This is a genomic window from Alistipes sp. AM16-43, assembly GCF_003435745.1.
Classification (GTDB): Bacteria; Bacteroidota; Bacteroidia; order Bacteroidales; family Rikenellaceae; genus Alistipes; species Alistipes onderdonkii.
Genome location: NZ_QTUQ01000001.1, coordinates 731,959 through 749,399, shown reverse-complemented (window position 1 = coordinate 749,399; position 17,441 = coordinate 731,959). Strand labels below are relative to the sequence as shown.

Annotated in this window: 11 protein-coding genes and 1 other RNA gene; 3 read left to right on the top strand and 9 right to left on the bottom strand. The window is 62.7% G+C overall.

Annotated features, from left to right (window positions below):
• The first annotated feature begins 101 nt into the window (after positions 1-101).
• Positions 102-504: a transfer-messenger RNA gene (ssrA, locus tag DW189_RS03060) on the top strand.
• 215 nt (positions 505-719) lie between these two features.
• On the opposite strand, the gene DW189_RS03055 is transcribed toward ssrA, so the two are convergent.
• A complete protein-coding gene (locus DW189_RS03055) occupies positions 720-2,639 on the bottom strand; it encodes a PQQ-binding-like beta-propeller repeat protein (protein ID WP_117506822.1) in 1,920 nt (639 codons plus the stop codon).
• An 84-nt stretch (positions 2,640-2,723) separates the two neighbouring features.
• Here DW189_RS03055 and purT point away from each other — a divergent pair, with 84 nt between their 5' ends.
• Together purT and DW189_RS03045 are read left to right on the top strand one after the other, a co-directional pair.
• Positions 2,724-3,902: a formate-dependent phosphoribosylglycinamide formyltransferase gene (gene purT, locus DW189_RS03050; RefSeq protein WP_117506821.1), complete on the top strand. Its 1,179-nt coding sequence runs from the start codon at positions 2,724-2,726 to the stop codon at positions 3,900-3,902.
• 14 nt (positions 3,903-3,916) lie between these two features.
• Entirely contained in the window at positions 3,917-4,357 is a 441-nt protein-coding gene (locus DW189_RS03045; protein ID WP_022333167.1) for a peptidylprolyl isomerase, read from the top strand.
• Between the two features lie 71 nt (positions 4,358-4,428).
• Here the strand turns inward: DW189_RS03045 and DW189_RS03040 are convergent, their stop codons facing one another.
• The 8 genes from DW189_RS03040 to DW189_RS03005 all read right to left on the bottom strand — a co-directional run bounded on the left by DW189_RS03040 (position 4,429) and on the right by DW189_RS03005 (position 17,440).
• Positions 4,429-5,280 carry a GNAT family N-acetyltransferase gene (locus tag DW189_RS03040; protein ID WP_117506820.1) on the bottom strand — a complete coding sequence of 284 codons (852 nt, stop codon included), beginning with the start codon at positions 5,278-5,280 and terminating at the stop codon, positions 4,429-4,431.
• A gap of 211 nt (positions 5,281-5,491) precedes the next feature.
• Positions 5,492-6,679: a pyridoxal phosphate-dependent aminotransferase gene (locus tag DW189_RS03035; protein ID WP_018696047.1), complete on the bottom strand. Its 1,188-nt coding sequence runs from the start codon at positions 6,677-6,679 to the stop codon at positions 5,492-5,494.
• A gap of 184 nt (positions 6,680-6,863) precedes the next feature.
• Positions 6,864-8,528, bottom strand: a complete 1,665-nt coding sequence (locus DW189_RS03030; protein WP_022333169.1) for a putative transporter — start codon at positions 8,526-8,528, stop codon at positions 6,864-6,866.
• Positions 8,529-8,655: 127 nt separating this feature from the next.
• Positions 8,656-9,354, bottom strand: coding sequence for an LrgB family protein (locus DW189_RS03025; RefSeq protein ID WP_117506819.1), 699 nt, complete (start codon positions 9,352-9,354; stop codon positions 8,656-8,658).
• Positions 9,347-9,739: a CidA/LrgA family protein gene (locus DW189_RS03020; protein WP_087403475.1), complete on the bottom strand. Its 393-nt coding sequence runs from the start codon at positions 9,737-9,739 to the stop codon at positions 9,347-9,349. Before DW189_RS03020 ends, DW189_RS03025 begins: the two co-directional genes overlap by 8 nt.
• A gap of 486 nt (positions 9,740-10,225) precedes the next feature.
• A complete protein-coding gene (gene feoB, locus DW189_RS03015; protein WP_117506818.1) occupies positions 10,226-12,859 on the bottom strand; it encodes a ferrous iron transport protein B in 2,634 nt (877 codons plus the stop codon).
• 82 nt (positions 12,860-12,941) lie between these two features.
• Entirely contained in the window at positions 12,942-14,306 is a 1,365-nt protein-coding gene (locus DW189_RS03010; protein ID WP_117506817.1) for an efflux transporter outer membrane subunit, read from the bottom strand.
• Positions 14,303-17,440, bottom strand: a complete 3,138-nt coding sequence (locus tag DW189_RS03005; RefSeq protein ID WP_117506816.1) for an efflux RND transporter permease subunit — start codon at positions 17,438-17,440, stop codon at positions 14,303-14,305. The genes DW189_RS03010 and DW189_RS03005 overlap by 4 nt, the downstream gene beginning before the upstream one ends.
• Between the last annotated feature and the right edge of the window lies 1 nt (position 17,441).

The following is a 17,441-nucleotide window of genomic DNA, read 5'->3' as shown; positions in this document are numbered from 1 at the left end:
AATCTGCCAATCCCCGATGTATTTCCTGCCCGAGGAGCGGTATTTGGAAAAAAAGTATTATTTTTGCACTGTTTTCATGAGGCTTTGTCCCGCGAAATTCTGGGGGTGCCCGGTTTTGACAGCAGGCAGAGTTTGATTGTAAGCACGCCGAGCGCTGTGTGGCGGCTCGTAAATCCCGACGCTCAAGATTCAAATGGCAATAACAGCTATGCACTCGCTGCATAATTTTCAAGGAAAATTAGCTTAATCGCCGGGCCCAAGGCGGCTTGGCGACGAGTATCCCGGGGAGTGGTTCCGCCCTTTAACCGCTTTCCATATGGGGTATCATCAATTCAGGGATAGTGCACCGGAGCGTCCCGGCCGGTGTGCGAAATTCAGGGACTGGGACTCGGGTTCGGTTGCCGCCTGCCAGGCCCGGGTAGAAGGATCAAACGGCGGCTAAGCGTGTAGAAAGCTTTCGGGTTCCCTGTTTGGACGCGGGTTCGACTCCCGCCACCTCCACGAATGTAAAACGCATCTGGTTTATTATTAACCAGATGCGTTTTCTTGTTGTATTATATCCTTTATTGCTTGCAGAACGGATGTCGGCGCAGCGGCCCTTCGCAATTCGTGGCGGACACTTTTATGCGACTCAAAACGTGGTTTCGGTCGTATGCCCTGCGGCCTGGTGGTGGCGATGGCCGGAATCCGGTCTGGCAGGCGTTCGTCGCCAAGAGCCGTCAGGGAATCCGGAAGAGCTTGCCTTCGGCGAAGGTAACCCACAGCGACCCGTCGGGTGCCTGCCGGAAATCGTTTCCTGCCGAATTGCAGCATTTCACACTCCACAGCAGCGTGCCGTCTTCGCGCACGGCAGCAACCTGCCCGAGCCTCCCGGCGACATAGACCACACCGTCGCGCACGCAGGCCGGGCAGGAGTTGTATTCGTATCCCCATCCCAGATCGGTGCACCATGTTTCGCGGTAGGCGTCCGCCGAGGTGTCCACGGCCGCCAGCTCGCCGTCCATCGTCTTATAATAGAATTGCCGTCCGTCGTCGCCGAGGCCCGTCGTTTCGCGTGCTTTACGGCTGTTGTCGCGCCATAGCTGCCGTCCGGTAGCCAGGTCGAGGCAGGTCACGGCCCGGTCGGGCGCCACGATGAAGACCTTGCCACCGGCGATGCGGGGCACGACATGCCCCGGGGAGAGGAACACGCCGGGGCGGCCGTTGTTCCATTTCCAGAGGCATCTGCCCGTCGCGGCGTCGAGGCAATAAAGGTGCCTGTCCCACGCCCCGAATACCAGTTTCCCGTCCGCGAGCGTCGGGCGCCCCTGCGCCTGTCCCTGTCCGTAGTCGTAACGCCAGAGCAGTTTGCCGCTGCGCAGGTCTATGCGGCCGACGGAGCCGACGCCCAGCCCGATGTAGAGCGAGCTGCGGTCGACGAGCCCGTCGCCGACGACGGCCGTGGCGGTCGGCAGATGCCACCTTCGGCGGTTTGTCCGGGCGTCGAAGGCCCATATCCCGCCCGAGGCGGCGCCGACAATCACCAGCCCGTCCGTGCAGAGCGGGGTGGTGTAGAGCGCGTCGGGAAACCTGTGCCGCCACACTTCGCGCCCCCGGCGTGTGTCGTACGCCCGCAACACGCCCTGTGAATTGCCGTAGTAAACCATGTCGCCGCAGCATCCCGCGCCCGTCAGTACCATGGCGCTGTCCTGCAGGACGTATTCCATGCGACCTTCGTAGTCGGGTGCGGCGGGCGACGGGTCGCAGGGCAGGGCGAGTATTTGCGGATCCCCTTCCAGGCATACCGTATGGCGGGTGCGTGCGGTGTGTCCGAGCGGCTTTTCGCGGATGCGCACCGAGTCGGCGAAGAAATCGAGCAGGGTATATCCCGGCGCCTCTCCCGGCCTGCCGGCCAGTGCCCGGCCGGGTATGCCCGCGATGCCGTCGAAATTGCGCAGGTCGAGCCGGTGGTAGTGCCCGTAGAGCGAGGCGGTGATGCCCAGCCGTTTGAGCGTTGCGACCACCTCCTGCCTGTTGGTGAGGTCTTTGTTGAGCGGGTAGTGGCAGAGGCTTACGATCCGTTCGCCGGGGCGGGCCCCGGCGGCCTGCGCTCCGAGCCATGCGAGGTCTTCGGTGCGCACGACGCCGTCGGCCATTTTCATGTAGGGCCCGCAGTTGTAGCCCAGGAAAAGGTAGCCTCCCGCACGGTACGCGACGCGCCCGTCATGGCCGAATATGCAGCGGAACGTCGTGCATCCGCTCTCCGACCAGGTCGTTTCATGGTTGCCCATGACGGTGAACCACGGTTTTTCGAGCTGTGACATCAGCCCGTACACGTGCTCCAGTTCCTCGTCGCTGCCCGTGTTGGTGAGATCCCCGCCGAAGATGACCAGTTCGGCATCCGACGCGTTGGCTTCGGCGACGGCCACGCGGAAGAGCGAGTCCTGTGCATTGCCCGGCGTGACATGTATGTCGGTGAAAAAGACGACGTGCAGCGTATCGGCCGGGGAGGGGCGTGTTTGCGCCGCGGCGGTTCGGGTGTCCCGCCGCGCTGCGTGATCCGCCGTCGCGGAGGCTCCTGCCGCAGGCGCATGCACGGGAACGAGTGCCGACAGGCACCACGCCATGCCGAAGCACAGCCGGAGGATTTGATTTTTCATGGCCGTCGAGGTAAGTTTTAATGCGGTAAGGTACGAAATTCAGGGCAAAAAACATATCTTTGTGCCACTGAAAAATACAGACATATGGCTAAAAAGATCATGCTGCTCGGTTCGGGCGAACTGGGCAAGGAGTTCGTAATCGCGGCGCAGCGGCTGGGACAGACCGTCGTGGCGTGCGATTCCTATGCGGGCGCCCCTGCCATGCAGGTGGCCGACGCCTGCGAGGTGTTTTCGATGCTCGACGGCGATGCGCTCGCCGCCGCCGTGGCCCGGCACCGCCCCGACGTGATCGTCCCCGAAATCGAGGCGATCCGCACCGAACGCCTCTACGACTTCGAACGCGAGGGCATCCAGGTCGTGCCGAGCGCTCGCGCCGTCAATTTCACGATGAACCGCAAGGCCATCCGCGACCTTGCCGCCCGGGAGCTGGGGCTAAAGACCGCCCATTATTTCTACGCCACGTCGCTCGCCGAACTGGAGGAGGCTGCCGCCCGGATCGGGTTCCCGTGCGTGGTCAAGCCGCTGATGTCCTCCTCGGGCAAGGGGCAGTCGCTCGTCAGGAATGCCGGCGAACTGGAGAGAGCCTGGCACTACGGCTGCGAAGGGTCGCGCGGCGATATCCGCGAGCTGATCATCGAGGAATTCATCCGCTTCGACAGCGAAATCACGCTGCTGACCGTCACGCAGAAGGACGGCCCGACGCTCTTTTGCCCGCCGATCGGCCATGTGCAGAAGGGCGGCGACTACCGCGAGAGTTTCCAGTCGCCCTACGTGGCACCGGAACACCTCGCTGAGGCGCAGCGCATGGCGGCCGCCGTCACCGAAGCCCTGACCGGTGCCGGGCTGTGGGGCGTGGAATTCTTCCTGAGCCACGAAAACGGGGTTTATTTCTCCGAACTTTCGCCGCGCCCGCACGACACGGGCATGGTGACGCTGGCCGGGACGCAGAATCTCAATGAGTTCGAACTGCACCTGCGCGCCGTGCTGGGGCTGCCGATCCCCGCGGTGACTTTCGAACGCCTGGGCGCCACGGCCGTGGTGCTCTCGCCCCTGGCAAGCCCTGTGGCTCCGCGCTACGAGGGGATCGACCGGGCGCTGGCCTCCGATCCCCGTACCGACGTGCGGATCTTCGGCAAACCTTCGGCGCGCGTCAACCGCCGTATGGGCATCGTCGTGGGCTATGCACCGCTGGGCGACGACCTCGATGCCCTGCGCGGCCGGGTGAAGGCCGCGGCCGCCGAAATCAAAGTCCTCGAACCTTAAAAACCATTTTCGATATGGCACAATACGCACTTATTTCGACCGAGAAAGGCGACATGAAGGCCGAGCTCTATACGGAGGAGACCCCCGGTACGGTGGCGAACTTCGTCGAGCTGGCCAACCATAATTTCTACGACGGGCTGACCTTCCACCGGGTGATCCCGGGCTTCGTCATCCAGGGCGGCTGCCCGCGGGGCGACGGCACGGGCGGCCCCGGGTACAAGATCAAATGCGAGACCTCGGCGCCGCGCCAGTACCACGACCGGGGCGTGCTCTCGATGGCCCATGCCGGAAAGGACACGGGCGGCTCGCAATTTTTTATCTGCTGCGCCCGCGAGTCGACGCAGCATCTCGACGGCCGCCACACCTGCTTCGGCCGGGTGGTCGAGGGGCTGGACGTCATCGACGACATCCGTCCCGGCGACCTGATCCTCTCGATCCGCATCGTGGAGGAGTAGGCATACCGCCCGCGTGTACATGAACAAAGCCCTCCCTGTGCGGAGGGCTTTGTCCTTGCCGGCGGCACACCTTATATTTTTTTCACCATTTCGAACTGCCGCCCCGTCACGGCGATGTTCGCCGCCTCCAGGAACGCCGTTACCGATTCGCAGCCGGCCTCGGTGTTTATGGCCTTGACCGAATCCGCCTTGTTGAGCCGGAGCGCTTCCCGCAGCAGCGAGGTGGCGATCCCCCGCCGCCTGTACCGCTTGTCGACAGCGATCAGGGTAATGTCGCCCGAGGCGGGTTCGAAGATGCAGTATCCCACCTGTGTCCCCTCTGCGCGGGCGCTCAGCCCGGCGAAGTCCCCCGCAGCCCGCCTTATGGCCTCGGGACTGTTCTGCCAGGAGGGCATGAAATCCCAGAACTGCGGGTCGGGGGCGAACCGCCCTACATCGACGGGCGTTACCGTACAGGCAGTGTCCGGGATTTTCGCGCCGAGGTGCACGTGCGCGCCGTGTTGTATGGAATAATTGAATTCACGCGCCGTTTCGAACCCGAGCTTCCGGTAGACCGATACCGCCTTTGTGTTGTGTTGCAGGACTTCCAGCAGGTATTGCCGGATTCCGGCCTCCCGCAAGTAGGGGATGGAGTGTTCGAAGACCTTTGCGGCGAGCCCCTGCCCGCGATAGGCTTCGAGGGTTCCCGTGCCGGTGTCGTAGGCTGTCGGCAGGCCGTTGAAATTCCCTGTCCCGTTCAGGGTGAACGCGGCGATCCGCTCCCCGTCGAACGCGGCGAACGACAGGCGGGGATCGAAACCGCGCCTGCGCAGCATGCGCCGGAGCTGTGTTTTGTCCAGTTGGACTTCGTAATCGGCGAATGCCTGGCCGAATGCCTCGGACAGCGTGCCAAAGCTCGTTTTTTCCAGTGATTTTATCTCCATATGCGTTTGCTGTGGTTTTCGGCGGGTCTGGCTCCGGACGCGGCTGCGTCCTCCTCTTCCAAAGGTAGCTATTTTCAGGTTCTTCCTGCCGTGGGATTGCGCTTTTTTTTACGGCGGCTCCGATTGCCACCGCCCGGCATCGGACAGAAAAAAACTCCCCTCGGGAACCGATGTCCGCGAGGGGAGTGCCTTATTCCGTATCGCCCGGGAGTTATTTCCCGAACTTGGCGATGATGTTATCCGTAGCTTTTTTCAGCAATTCCTCGGGGCAGCAGAGGGTGATGCGGATGTAACGGTTGCCCTCCGAGCCGAAGATGCCGCCCGGGGTCAGGAACACGTCGCATTTGTCCATCACCTCGTCCGAGAACGCAAAGCTGTCGCCCTCATACGACTCGGGCAGCTCGGCCCATACGAACAGGCCGGCCTGGTGCTCGCGGTATTTGCATCCCAGCGCGTCGAGCAGCGCATAGGCCTGCTTCTCGCGGCCGTAATAGATGTCGTTCAGCTCCTTGAACCACTCTTCGCCCAAAGCCAGCGCCGTGTCGGCCGCCGCCTGGATCGGGTAGAACATGCCCGAGTCCATGTTCGACTTGAACGTCAGGATCGAGTCGATCCACTCCTTCTTGCCCACGACGACGCCCACGCGCCAGCCGGCCATCGAGTGGCCTTTCGACAGCGAGTTCATCTCCAGTGCGACGTCGCGTGCGCCCTCGGCCTCCATGATCGAGATCGGGGCGGCGGCATTGCGGATGAAACTGTACGGGTTGTCGTGCACGATCAGGATGTTGTGCCGGGCGCCGAAATCCACGATTTTCTGGAACAGCTCCATCGTCGGGGTCTGGCCCGTCGGCATGTTGGGGTAGTTGACCAGCATCATCTTCACGCCGTCCAACCCGGCCTTCTCGATCGCCTCGAAGTCGGGGTAGAAGCCGGTCTGCTTGTTCAGCGCATAGGGAACCATCTCGCCGCCCGAGAGGCGCACGGCAGCCGAGTAGGTGGGGTAGCCGGGATTGGGCACGAGCACCTTGTCGCCCTTATTGAGGAACGTCATGCATATGTGCATGATGCCCTCCTTCGAGCCGATCAGGGGCAGTACTTCGTTGTTGTAGTCCAGTTCCGTGCGGTACCATTTCTTATACCAGTCCGCAAAAGCCTTGCGCAGGATGGGTTCTCCCTTGTAAGACATGTATTTGTGTACGTCGGGGCGCTGTGCCTCCTTTGCAAGGCGGTCGATGACCGACTGGTGCGGGGGCAGGTCGGGGCTGCCCATAGCGAGTTTCACGATCTGACGGCCCGTTGCCGCTTCGATTTCGGCGATCTCGCGCAGACGGCGCGAAAAATAGTACTCTCCGATGCCGTCCAACCGATGGGAACGGGCGATGTTGACTGCTTTTGCCATAGTATAAGGGTGTTTGGATTTTTGCCAGCAGCAAAGATAGGTATTCCGATTAAAATTTAAAAGCCATCGTTGAATTTTATCTGCCATCCGACTCTCTCCGCCGCTTCATTTCTCGCCCCAAACTGTTTTTGAGCGACATGCGGGACGGGTAACAGTTCGTAACATTTTTTACGAACCGTCCCGCTTACAGCGAGAAGAGGATGAATATCTGCGCCGTCAGCACGCGCAGGAACATCACTACGGGATAGACCGTCGAATACCCCACGGCCGGCATGTCGTTGCCTGCCGTCGCATTGGCGTAGGCCAGCGCCGGGGGATCGGTCGTCGATCCGGCGATAAGTCCCATCAGCGTGTAGTAGTTCATCTTGAGCCATAGCCGCGCTACCAGCGCGACGATTATCAGCGGCAGGACGGTGATGGCGACGCCGTATCCGATCCAGCGGTAACCGCCGTCGACGATGGCGTCGATGAATCCGTCGCCCGCGCCGATGCCCACCGCCGCGAGGAACAGCGCGATGCCGATTTCGCGCAGCATCAGGTTGGCGCTCATCGTAGTGTAGGTGACCAGGTGGAAATGCGTGCCGAAGCGTCCGATCAGGATGGCCACGATCAGCGGGCCTCCTGCCAGTCCGAGCTTCACGGGCTGGGGTACGTTGAGCAGCGGAATCGACCCCAGCAGCACACCTAAAGCGATACCTACGAAGATCGTCACCAAATTAGGCTGGTTCAGCTTCTTGAGCGAGTTGCCCAATACGTCGGCCACCTGCGCCACGGCTTTCGCGGGCCCTACGACCATCACGCGGTCGCCGACCTGCAGTTCCAAGCCCTGATAGGGGATCAGATCGACGCCCGCGCGGTTTACGCGCGTGATGGTGATGCCGTATTTCGTGCGCAGGCGCAGGTCGGAGAATTTCTTGCCGTTGAGCGACGATTTCGTAATCAGGATGCGGCGCGACACCAGCTCGGCATTGGGCGTATTGTTGCCCCACTGCTCGTCGGTCATCTCCACGCGGCGGCCGAAGAAGGCCACGATCGCCTCGATGTCCTCGGCCTGCGAGATCAGCCACAGCCGGTCGCCGATATGTATCACGCTCTCCGCATCGGCCATCGAGATCGTTCCGTCGGGACGCAGGATGCGCGATATGACGAACTGACGGTTGATCAGGTCGCGGACATAGGCCACCGTGCGGCCGTCGAGCGTCTTGTTGGTGAATTCGACCGAAACCTTGTCGGCGAGCTTGTGTTCACGGCTCAGCGCCGCCAGCCCCTCGTCCTCCTTTTCGAACTTCACGCGCAGGGCGTAGCGGATGAAGATCATCGTGAATATGATGCCCACGACGCCGAGCGGATAAGCCACGGCGTAACCCAGCGCGATCGTGGGGTCTTCGATTCCCAACGCATCGGTGTAAGCCTGCTGCGCGGCACCCAGTCCGGGGGTGTTGGTCACTGCGCCCGAAAGGATGCCGACCATCGTCGGAATCGGCGTGCCCGTCGCCAGATGAACTACATAGGCCGTCGCCACGCCCAGCAGTACGATCGCTACGGCACACATGACCAGCGTCATGCCGCCGTGTTTGAACGATGCGAAAAATCCCGGTCCGACTTGCAGACCGATCGAGAAGACGAACAGAATCAGCCCGAATTCCTGCACGAAGTGCCTGACCTCGCCGTCCACCGTCATTCCGAAATGACTCAGGACGATACCTACGAACAGAATCCATGTGATTCCGAGCGAGATGCCGCCGATTTTGACTTTTCCGAGCAAAATGCCGATGGTGATGACCAATGCGAAGGTCAGCACGGCATGGGCGATGCCGCTGCCGAAGAACAAGGTGTGTAACCACTCCATATTAACCTACTTTTGTGCGAATTGCCAGCAATTGTGCAAAAGTAGTATTTATTATAGAATTTAAAAAACTTTGATGCGACTTTTATGAGCCCGATATATGCCCGTCCGCCTGCCGCAGGGCTTACTGCTAATACAGATACCGCTCCATCAGCGGCATCAGCAGCGCCGTAGCCAATCCCATCAGGGCCATTGCCAGTCCGCTCAGGGCTCCTTCGACGGCTCCCATCTCGATGGCGCGCGCCGTACCGATGCCGTGCGCCGCGGCTCCCAGCGCAAACCCCCTTGCTTCGGCATCCCGCACGCCGCTGCGGCGCAGGATCCACTCGCCGAAGATGCTGCCGAAGATCCCCACGCAGAACACCACGACCGACGTGACGGGGACGATGCCGCCCAGCGGCCCCGAGACCGACACGGCGATGGGCACGGTGACCGACTTGGGGGCTATCGAGTTGAGTATCTCGCGTCCGGCGCCGAACGCCATGGCGATATATACGACGCTCAGCACGCCCGCCACGCAACCCGCAAGGGTGGCGATGCCGACCGGGAGCAGGCTTCCGCGCAGTTGTTCGACCTGTTCGTAGAGCAGGTAGCCGAGTGCGACCACCGACATGCCCAGGGCAAAGTCGAGGATGCCCGTGGCTTCCTGGTAGCGGGCATAGCCGATGTCCGCCGCACGGAGGAATACGATGACGGCGACGAACGTGAGCAGTACGGGATGCAGCAGCGGCATCCGGATGCGGCGGTAGACCGCCGTCCCGAGGCAGTAAAGCCCCACGGTGAGCGTCAGCAGGAAGAGGTCGGTGGAGAGGAACGCCTTGTCAATCATTGTCCGGGGTGTTTACGACGGTTTCACGAAGGTGCCGGATGCGGCGCAGGCGCGAGCGGCGGTTCAGGCTCTGGAACGTCTGCCCCGTCACCAGCAGGACGATGATCGTCGAGGCGATGCCCGAGATTACGATCGCCCACAGGTTGTCGAGGATCACGCGGTAGGAGTCCATCAGCCCTACGCCGTAGGGGACGAAGAAGAGTGCCATGGCCCCCAGCAGGAACCGGGCTGCGGGACGTACCGTTTCGGCTTTGACCCAATGCAGGCACAAGGCTGCGAAGAGCAGGATCATGCCGATGATGTTACCTGAAACATAACCTCCGGTAAGGATGCTCAATGCATTGCCGATCAGCCAGAAAAGAAGGATGTAAAAAAGTCCGGACATTGCGTGTGCGCTTGATTCCGGGGCAAAGATAATGTTTCCCGGCGGAAATTGTTCCTCCCGCCTGCGATTTTATGCGCGGCGTGCCGCCTCCGGCTTCGGAGGCGCATTCCGGATCGGGCTTGCGGGAGATGCCGGCCTTGCCGTTGTCCGTGGACGGGCGCCATCCTGCGGGGTGTGGCCGCCGGAAACCTCTTTTTTTTGGGGAGGGAACCCGGCATGCCGGTGGAAAAATGGCGGAAAGGGAGGATCGTCCGATCCGCACCCCTTTCCGGCGAGCGGGCCTTTTCAGCCCGGTATTTTTCGGGCTATGGTCTGCCGTTGCCGCCGCGGCCCCTGCGGCGTGCCGTCTTCAGCGCGCAATGCGTACTGGCGCACGACGCGCATCCGCCGCGCCCCCTGCCCCTGAAGAAGCACCACATCCGCCGTAGTACGACGGCTGCGACCACGATGCCGATACCCCAGACCGCAAAGTCCTGCCACCCCATGTCAGAGCCACATGAAAAGGCGGTAGACCGCCCATGCTACGACCCACGCCAGCACCGTGTTGTAGGCCACGGCAGCCGTGGCCCATTTCCACCCGGCCTCGGCGCCGATGGCGGCGATGGTCGCAATGCAGGGGAAGTAGAGGAGGATGAATACCAGAAAAGCCAGTGCCGATGCCTGCGTGAAGTCGCCGCTTGCCAGCAGCTTGCGGGAGAGGTTCACGGTTTCCTCGTCTTCGCCGGCCAGCTCTGCGACCTTACCCGCCTGCGTGCCCGTGCTGACCTGTGCGTCAGTGTTTTCCGCAATGCGGATCGCCGTCTGTCCGTCCGCCCCGCCGATAATGGCGATGCTGCCTTCCGGCAGGTTCCCGATCTCGATCTTTTCGCCCGATCCTGTGACGATCTCCGTCGTGCCGGCGCCGGGGGCGCTTGCCGCCTCCCCGCCGTCGGGATAGAGCACGCCGAGCGTGCTGACGACGATCTCCTTGGCCGGGACACCCGACAGCAGTGCCACGCCCGCCTTCCAGTTCAGTCCCAGCGGACTGAATATCGGCGCACAGCTTTGCCCCAGACGCCCGAGGTAGGAGTTCTCGTAGTGGGCCGTCGTGCCGCCCTCTTCGCTGCGGGGGTAATAGCTCAGGAACCATACGACCATCGAAGCGATCAGGATCATGCCTCCCATCTTGCGCAGGTATTGCGCGCATTTGTCCCACATGTGGGTGAGCGTCGTCTTCCATGTCGGCAGGCGGTAGGGCGGCAGTTCCATGACGAAGGGCGTTTCGTCCACCGGGAACATGAAGCGCCGCATCAGGCGTGCCGTGACGACGGCCAGCACGACTCCCAGCACATAGAGCCCGATCATCACCAGACTGGCGTCGGCGGCGAAGAACGTCCCGGCGAGCAGGAGGTAGATCGGTATTCGGGCACTGCATGACATGAAGGGGGTTATGAGTATGGTTATCAGCCTGCTGCTTCGGCTCTCGATCGTCCTGCAGGCCATGATGGCCGGGACGTTGCAGCCGAAGCCCATGATCAGCGGGATGAACGATTTGCCGTGCAGGCCGATGCGGTGCATCACGCGATCCATGATGAACGCGGCGCGCGCCAGATAGCCCGAATCCTCCATGAACGAGATGAACAGGTAGAGGATCATGATGTTGGGCAGGAAGACGATGACCGCCCCCACGCCGCCGATGATGCCGTCGACCAGCAGGTCGCGCAGCGGCCCCGCAGGAAGGAGCGCGTCCACGCCGCTGCCGATCCATCCCACGAGCGTGTCGATCCACTCCTGCGGATAGGCGCCGAGGCTGAACGTGCACCAGAACATCAGCCACATCAGGAAAAAGAAGATCGGGAAGCCCCACAGCTTGTGCGTCACGAAGGTGTCGATGAGCTTCGTGGCCGAGGCCTCTTCGCGTTTCCCCGGGGTGTAGGTCTCCTTGAGCGCCCCCTGAATGAACCCGTATTTCTGGTTGGCGAAAGCCGTCTCGACATCCTCGCCCAGGGCTTCGGCGATGCGTTTCGCCTCGCGGTCGCGGATCTCCACCCACTCGGGATAGCGGCTGCTGCCGCGCAGTTGTTCCTCGACCTGCCTGTCGCCTTCGAGCATCTTCATGGCATAGTAGCGTGGCGGGAAGGCCTTGGGCAGTTCGCCGCGGTAGTCGCTCATGTCGTCCTTGAGCCGCCGGAGCCCCTCCTCGATGACGGGGCCCATGTTTATATGGATGTGGCGTACGCGCTCGTCCTGATTTTCGTACACGGCGATCACGGTGTCCAACAGCGCCTCGATGCCTTTGCCGTTGCGTGCCTCGACGGGTACCATCGGTACGCCGAGCATCCGTCCCAGGTTGTCGTAATCGAGCTCCGAACCGCGTGAATTGAGCTCGTCATACATATTGAGAGCCACCACCATGCGCGGGTTTATGTCGATCAGCTCGGTCGTCAGGTAAAGGTTGCGTTCGAGATTCGACGCCACGACCGAGTTGATGATGACGTCGGGCGTCTTTTCGGCGATATGGCTGCGGACGTAACGCTCCTCGGGGGTATAGGCCGAAAGGGCATAGGTGCCCGGCAGGTCGGTCACCTCGAAGCGGTAGCCGCGGTAGTAGCGGTGGCCGCTCTTGGCGCCGACGGTCACGCCGCCGTAGTTGCCCACGTGTTCATGGCCGCCCGATATAGCGTTGAAAAGCGAGGTCTTGCCGCTGTTGGGGTTGCCCACGAGCGCCACGCTGATCGTGCGGCTGTGGCGCGAGATGACCTCGTCGGCCGTGGCGCAGTCGTCGTCCGCGCCCGGTGTCCCTGCGGCAGGGCATTCGGGGATTTGTTCCGGCATTCCGCAGCCGCAATGCCCGTGGTGGTGCCCGTGATGAGGGCGGTGGTGGTGATGTCCTCCGGCAAGGTATTCGTTCACTTCGCTGTCGGAGAGTACGACGACCATGTCGGCCTCGGTACGGCGCAGCGAGATGTCGTAGCCCATGATTTTATATTCGATCGGGTCTTTCAGGGGTGCGTTGAGCAGTACTTCGACCCGCTGCCCGCGGACGAATCCCATCTCCATGATACGCCGGCGGAAGCCTCCGTGCCCCGTTACCTTGAGGATCGTGGCCGACTCGCCGGTCTTAAGTTCGGATAAACGCATTGTCGCTCTTTAGTTTTGGCGCCAAAGATACGACTTTGCGGCCGGATATGCAATCCCCATTTGTGGGTATATTCGGGCGGCCTTACCACCCGCCGCCCAGTGCCTTGCAGAGGTTCACGTAGTTGATGTACTGCTGTGCCACGATGTTCACCAGCTCCATCTGCGACTGGTAGAGGCTCCGCTCGGCGTCGATCACGTCGAGGTAGTCCGACAGCCCGCTGCGGTAGAGCGCCTGCGTCATGGTGGCGATGCGGTCGTTCGAGACGACCAGTTCGCAGGAACGCTCTGTCTGGGTGCGGTAGGTGGCGATGGCGACCAGCGCCTTCTCGACATCTGCGAATGCCGTCAGCACGGTTTGCTCGTAAGTCTTTGCCGCTTGCGTATAACGCTCCATGGCCGCCAGCTCCGAGCGGCGCAGCTTGCCGAAGGCGAACAGGGGTTGCGTGAGCGAGCCCAGCGCATCCCACGCCCAAGGGTTTGCCGAAGTTAAACCTTTGATCGAGTTGGAGGCTATTCCTCCTTTGGCTGTCAGTGCGATGGACGGGAATCTTGCCCCGCGTGCGACCCCGGCATTCGCGGCCGCCTGGAGCATATTGTAACGCGCCTCCATGATGTCCGGGCGCCGCTTGAGCAGTTCCGACGGAAGCCCTACGGGGATGTCGGCGGGATGGCGGTCTGCAAGCAGGCGCAGCCCCGAGCCCGTGCTGTCCGCCGCCTGCGGCGTTTCGCCCAGCAGGATGTCGAGCGACAGCCGCGTCTGCTTCACGGCGCGCTCGTATTGCGGGATGTCCGCCTCGGCCGTATAGACCAGGCTGCGTGCCTGCTCCAGCGCCACGCCGTCCGACATGCCGTAGCGGAACATCGAGTCGATCAGTGCGGCCGATTCGCGCCGCAGGGTGCAGCTGCGCCGGGCGATCGCCAGGTCGCGTTCGTATTCGAGCAGCGTGAAGTAGGTCGTGGCGACCTCCGCGGCCAGCGACAGCCGCACGCCCCGCAGCGCCCATTCCGAGGAGGCGATCTGCGCCCTGGCCGCCCGTTTGGCGTTGCGCAGCTGCCCGAACAGGGCGATTTCCCACGAGAGCGACGGTTCGACGGCGTAGGTCTGTACGATCTTGGTCTGCGGCGTGTATTCCCCCTCGGCCGTGACGCCTATGCCCACCTGGGGCAGGAACTGCGCCCGCACGACGCCGAGGTTCTGCCGCGCCTCTTCCACGCGCGAAGCCGCTACGGCCACGTCGCGGTTGTTCTCCAGCGCCCGCTGCACGAGGTTGTCGAGCACCGTGTCCCCGAACAGCCGCCACCAGTCGGAGGCGAGCGCCGCGGTGTCCCGCGGGAAGCCTTCGCCGTAGAGGTAGCCGTCGGGCACGTCGACCTTGGGCGGGTAGAAACGGGGTGTGCAGGCCGCGCAGGCGAGCGCGAAGATTAGGGTAAGGTATCCGGTTTTCATAGTTTTTCCTCCTGTTTTTTGCGTTCACGGCGGCGTTCGAAATTCCCGATGCGCCCCACGAAATAGTAGAGTGCCGGGTAGACGAAGATGCCCAGCAGCGTGGCGAACAGCATACCGCCCACCAGTGCCACGCCCATGATGTTGCGTGCCGTGGCGTAGACCCCGCTGGCGAATACCAGCGGCATGACGCCGAGGATGAACGCGAAGGCGGTCATGATGATCGGCCGCACGCGCAGTTTGGCGGCGCCGATCGCGGCGTCCATCAGCGAGAGGCCTTTTTCGTTGAACAGCCGGTCGGCATATTCCACAACCAGGATGGCATTCTTGGCCGCCAGGCCGATGAGCATGACCAGCGAAATCTGCATGTAGACGTCGTTGACGAAGAAGGCGTCCAGCAGGTGCGATCCCCCGATGAAGAGCACGGCGCCCAGCACCGCGACGGGGACGCTCATCAGGATCGCCAGCGGCAGTCCCCACGACTCGTAGAGCGCCGCGAGGGCCAGGAAGACGAACACCAGCGCCAGCAGGTAGACCAGCCCGCCCGTCTTCGAGGCATTGGCTTCCTGATAGGAGGTGCCGCTCCACGCCGTGCCGATGTCGTCGGGCAGCACCTCGCCGGCCGTACGGGTGATCTCCTGCATGACGGTCGTGGTCGAGGCGCGCGCCGCGGGCGTCACCGTGAGGGAGATCGAGCGGTAGAGGTTGAACTGCGAGACGTATTCCACGCCCACCGTGTCGACCACCTCCACGAACGACGATACGGGCACGCTCTCGCCCGAGGACGAAGCGACGTAGTAGTTGTCGAGCGAGCGTTTGTCGAGGCGGTATTCGGGCGCCGCCTGGATATAGGTCTGGTAGAGCTTGCCGAAGCGCGAGAAGTTGTTGATGTAGGCGCCGCCCAGCAGGGTCGTCAGTTCGCCGTACAATACGCCCAGGTCGACGCCTGCGGCCAGCGCCTGCTCCTTGTCGATGCGCAGGCGGCGCTGGGGCACCCCGGCGTTGAACTGCGTGGTCACCGAGGCGATCGAAGGCTGTTTGCGCAACGAGTCCATCAGCCGCCCGGCCTGGGCGAGCAGGTAGGCCGTGCCGCGCCCTTCGAGATCCTGCACCTCGACCGATACGCCCGAGGTGATGCCCAGCCCGGGGATCGAGGGCGGGATGAAGGCATAGCACTCGGCGCCCGGCACGGCGACGTACAGCTCGTCGGTGAGTTTCTGTGCGATTTCCATGGCCGAGAGTTTGCGGTCGGCGAAGTCGACCAGCGAGACGAAGATGATGCCGCTGTCGGTCGAGGCGATGCCCGCCATCATGTTGAAACCTGCGGCGAACGAGGTCGAAGCCACTTCGGGCAGGGTGCGGATCACGGCGTCGGCCTCCTCCATGGCGGCCTGCGTGACGGGCAGCGCCGAGGCTTCGGGCGTGGAGACCATCACCATGACGTAGCCCTGGTCTTCCTCGGGGAGGAACCCGGCGGGCAGCTTGCGCCATACGACGAAGATGACCGCGAGTACCACGGCGATGAATACGCCCGTGCGCGTCACGTGGCGGATAAGCGTCGGCGTAAAGGCCGTATAGCGATCCATGTTGCGGGAGAACCAGCGATTGAAAGCGGCGAAAAAGCCTTTCTGCGGCGGTTCGCGGCGGCGCAGCAGCAGGGCGCACAGCGCCGGGGAGAGCGTCAGGGCGTTGAATGCCGAGATCACCACCGAGACGGCGATCGTGATGGAGAACTGCTGGAACAACCGGCCTGTGATGCCGCCCGTGAACGACACGGGGACGAATACGGCCAGCAGCACGACCGTCGTGGCGACGATGGGCGAGGCGACGTTCTTCATGGCTTCGAGCGCCGCGGCGCGGGGCCGCATGCCGGCGGCGATGTTGACCTGCGCGGCCTCGACGACCACGATGGCGTCGTCGACCACCAGGCCGATGGCCAGCACCAGCCCCAGCAGCGAGATGATGTTGACCGAGAACCCCAGCAGCGGGAAGAGCGCGAAGGCGCCGATGAGCGAGACGGGGATCGCCACGAGCGGGATGACGGTCGCCCGCCAGTCCTGGATGAAGAGGTAGATGATGAAGATCACCAGCAGGAGGGCGATCACCAGCGTGTGGAATATGTCCCGGATACCGGCGTCGATGCTGGTCGTGGTGTCGACGATCGTGGTGGCCGCAATGCCGTCGGGCATGCGTTTTTCGAGCCGTGCCATCGCCGCCCTGACCTTCTTGCCCACCTCCACGGCGTTGCTGCCGGGCTGCTGGTAGACGACGATCATGGCCGTGGGCTTGCCCTCGAAGAGCGAGCTCACGCCGTAGCTCTGGCTGCCGAGCGAAACCTCGGCCACATCGCACAGCCGGATCTGCTGGCCTTCCGAAGTCGTGACGACCACGATGTCGCCGAACTGCGCGGGGGTGGTGATCTGCGGCGGCATGGTCACCGTATAAGTATAGGTGGTGCCGTCGGGCGCGGGTTCGGCCCCGAACTGCCCGGCGGGGTAGATGCCTCCCTGGTTCTCGATGGCCGCGGTGACGGCCGAGACCGGGATGCCGTAGTATTTCAGCACGTCGGGCTTGAGCCATATGCGCATGGCGTACTCGCCGGCGCCCATGATCGACACCTTGCCCACGCCGTTGATCTTGAGCAGCTCGTTCTGGAGGTTGATGTAGGCGTAGTTGGAGAGGAACTCGGCGTCGTAGCGTCCGTCGCTGTGCAGCGAGAAGACCAGCAGGAAGCCGGTCATGGTCTTGCGCGTGGTGACGCCCTGCTTGGTGACCGTCAGCGGGAGCTGTGCGGTGGCCGACGAGACGTTGTTCTGGGTGAAGATGGCGTCCAGGTCGGGGTCGGAGCCTATGTCGAAGGTCACCTGCATGACCATCGAACCGTCGTTGGCGCTGGTGGTTTGCAGGTAGAGCATGTCGCTTACGCCCATGACGCTCTGCGCCACGGGTGTCGCCACGGCGTTGTTGACCGTCTCGGCATCGGCGCCGTCGTACGTGGCCGAGACCTCGACCACGGGCGGCGTGATGTCGGGGTACTGTTCGATCGGCAGGTTCAGGATCGAAATCAGCCCCACGAGCACGATGACGATGGCCAGCGACAGGGCGAAGATCGGGCGCGAAACGAAAAATTTCTCCATG

What these genes read in the sequence shown, in the direction of transcription:
- DW189_RS03055 (WP_117506822.1), bottom strand. Translation starts at nt 2,639, where the DNA reads ATGAAAAATCAAATCCTCCGGCTGTGCTTCGGCATGGCGTGGTGCCTG.
- purT (WP_117506821.1), top strand. Translation starts at nt 2,724, where the DNA reads ATGGCTAAAAAGATCATGCTGCTCGGTTCGGGCGAACTGGGCAAGGAG.
- DW189_RS03045 (WP_022333167.1), top strand. Translation starts at nt 3,917, where the DNA reads ATGGCACAATACGCACTTATTTCGACCGAGAAAGGCGACATGAAGGCC.
- DW189_RS03040 (WP_117506820.1), bottom strand. Translation starts at nt 5,280, where the DNA reads ATGGAGATAAAATCACTGGAAAAAACGAGCTTTGGCACGCTGTCCGAG.
- DW189_RS03035 (WP_018696047.1), bottom strand. Translation starts at nt 6,679, where the DNA reads ATGGCAAAAGCAGTCAACATCGCCCGTTCCCATCGGTTGGACGGCATC.
- DW189_RS03030 (WP_022333169.1), bottom strand. Translation starts at nt 8,528, where the DNA reads ATGGAGTGGTTACACACCTTGTTCTTCGGCAGCGGCATCGCCCATGCC.
- DW189_RS03025 (WP_117506819.1), bottom strand. Translation starts at nt 9,354, where the DNA reads ATGATTGACAAGGCGTTCCTCTCCACCGACCTCTTCCTGCTGACGCTC.
- DW189_RS03020 (WP_087403475.1), bottom strand. Translation starts at nt 9,739, where the DNA reads ATGTCCGGACTTTTTTACATCCTTCTTTTCTGGCTGATCGGCAATGCA.
- feoB (WP_117506818.1), bottom strand. Translation starts at nt 12,859, where the DNA reads ATGCGTTTATCCGAACTTAAGACCGGCGAGTCGGCCACGATCCTCAAG.
- DW189_RS03010 (WP_117506817.1), bottom strand. Translation starts at nt 14,306, where the DNA reads ATGAAAACCGGATACCTTACCCTAATCTTCGCGCTCGCCTGCGCGGCC.
- DW189_RS03005 (WP_117506816.1), bottom strand. Translation starts at nt 17,440, where the DNA reads ATGGAGAAATTTTTCGTTTCGCGCCCGATCTTCGCCCTGTCGCTGGCC.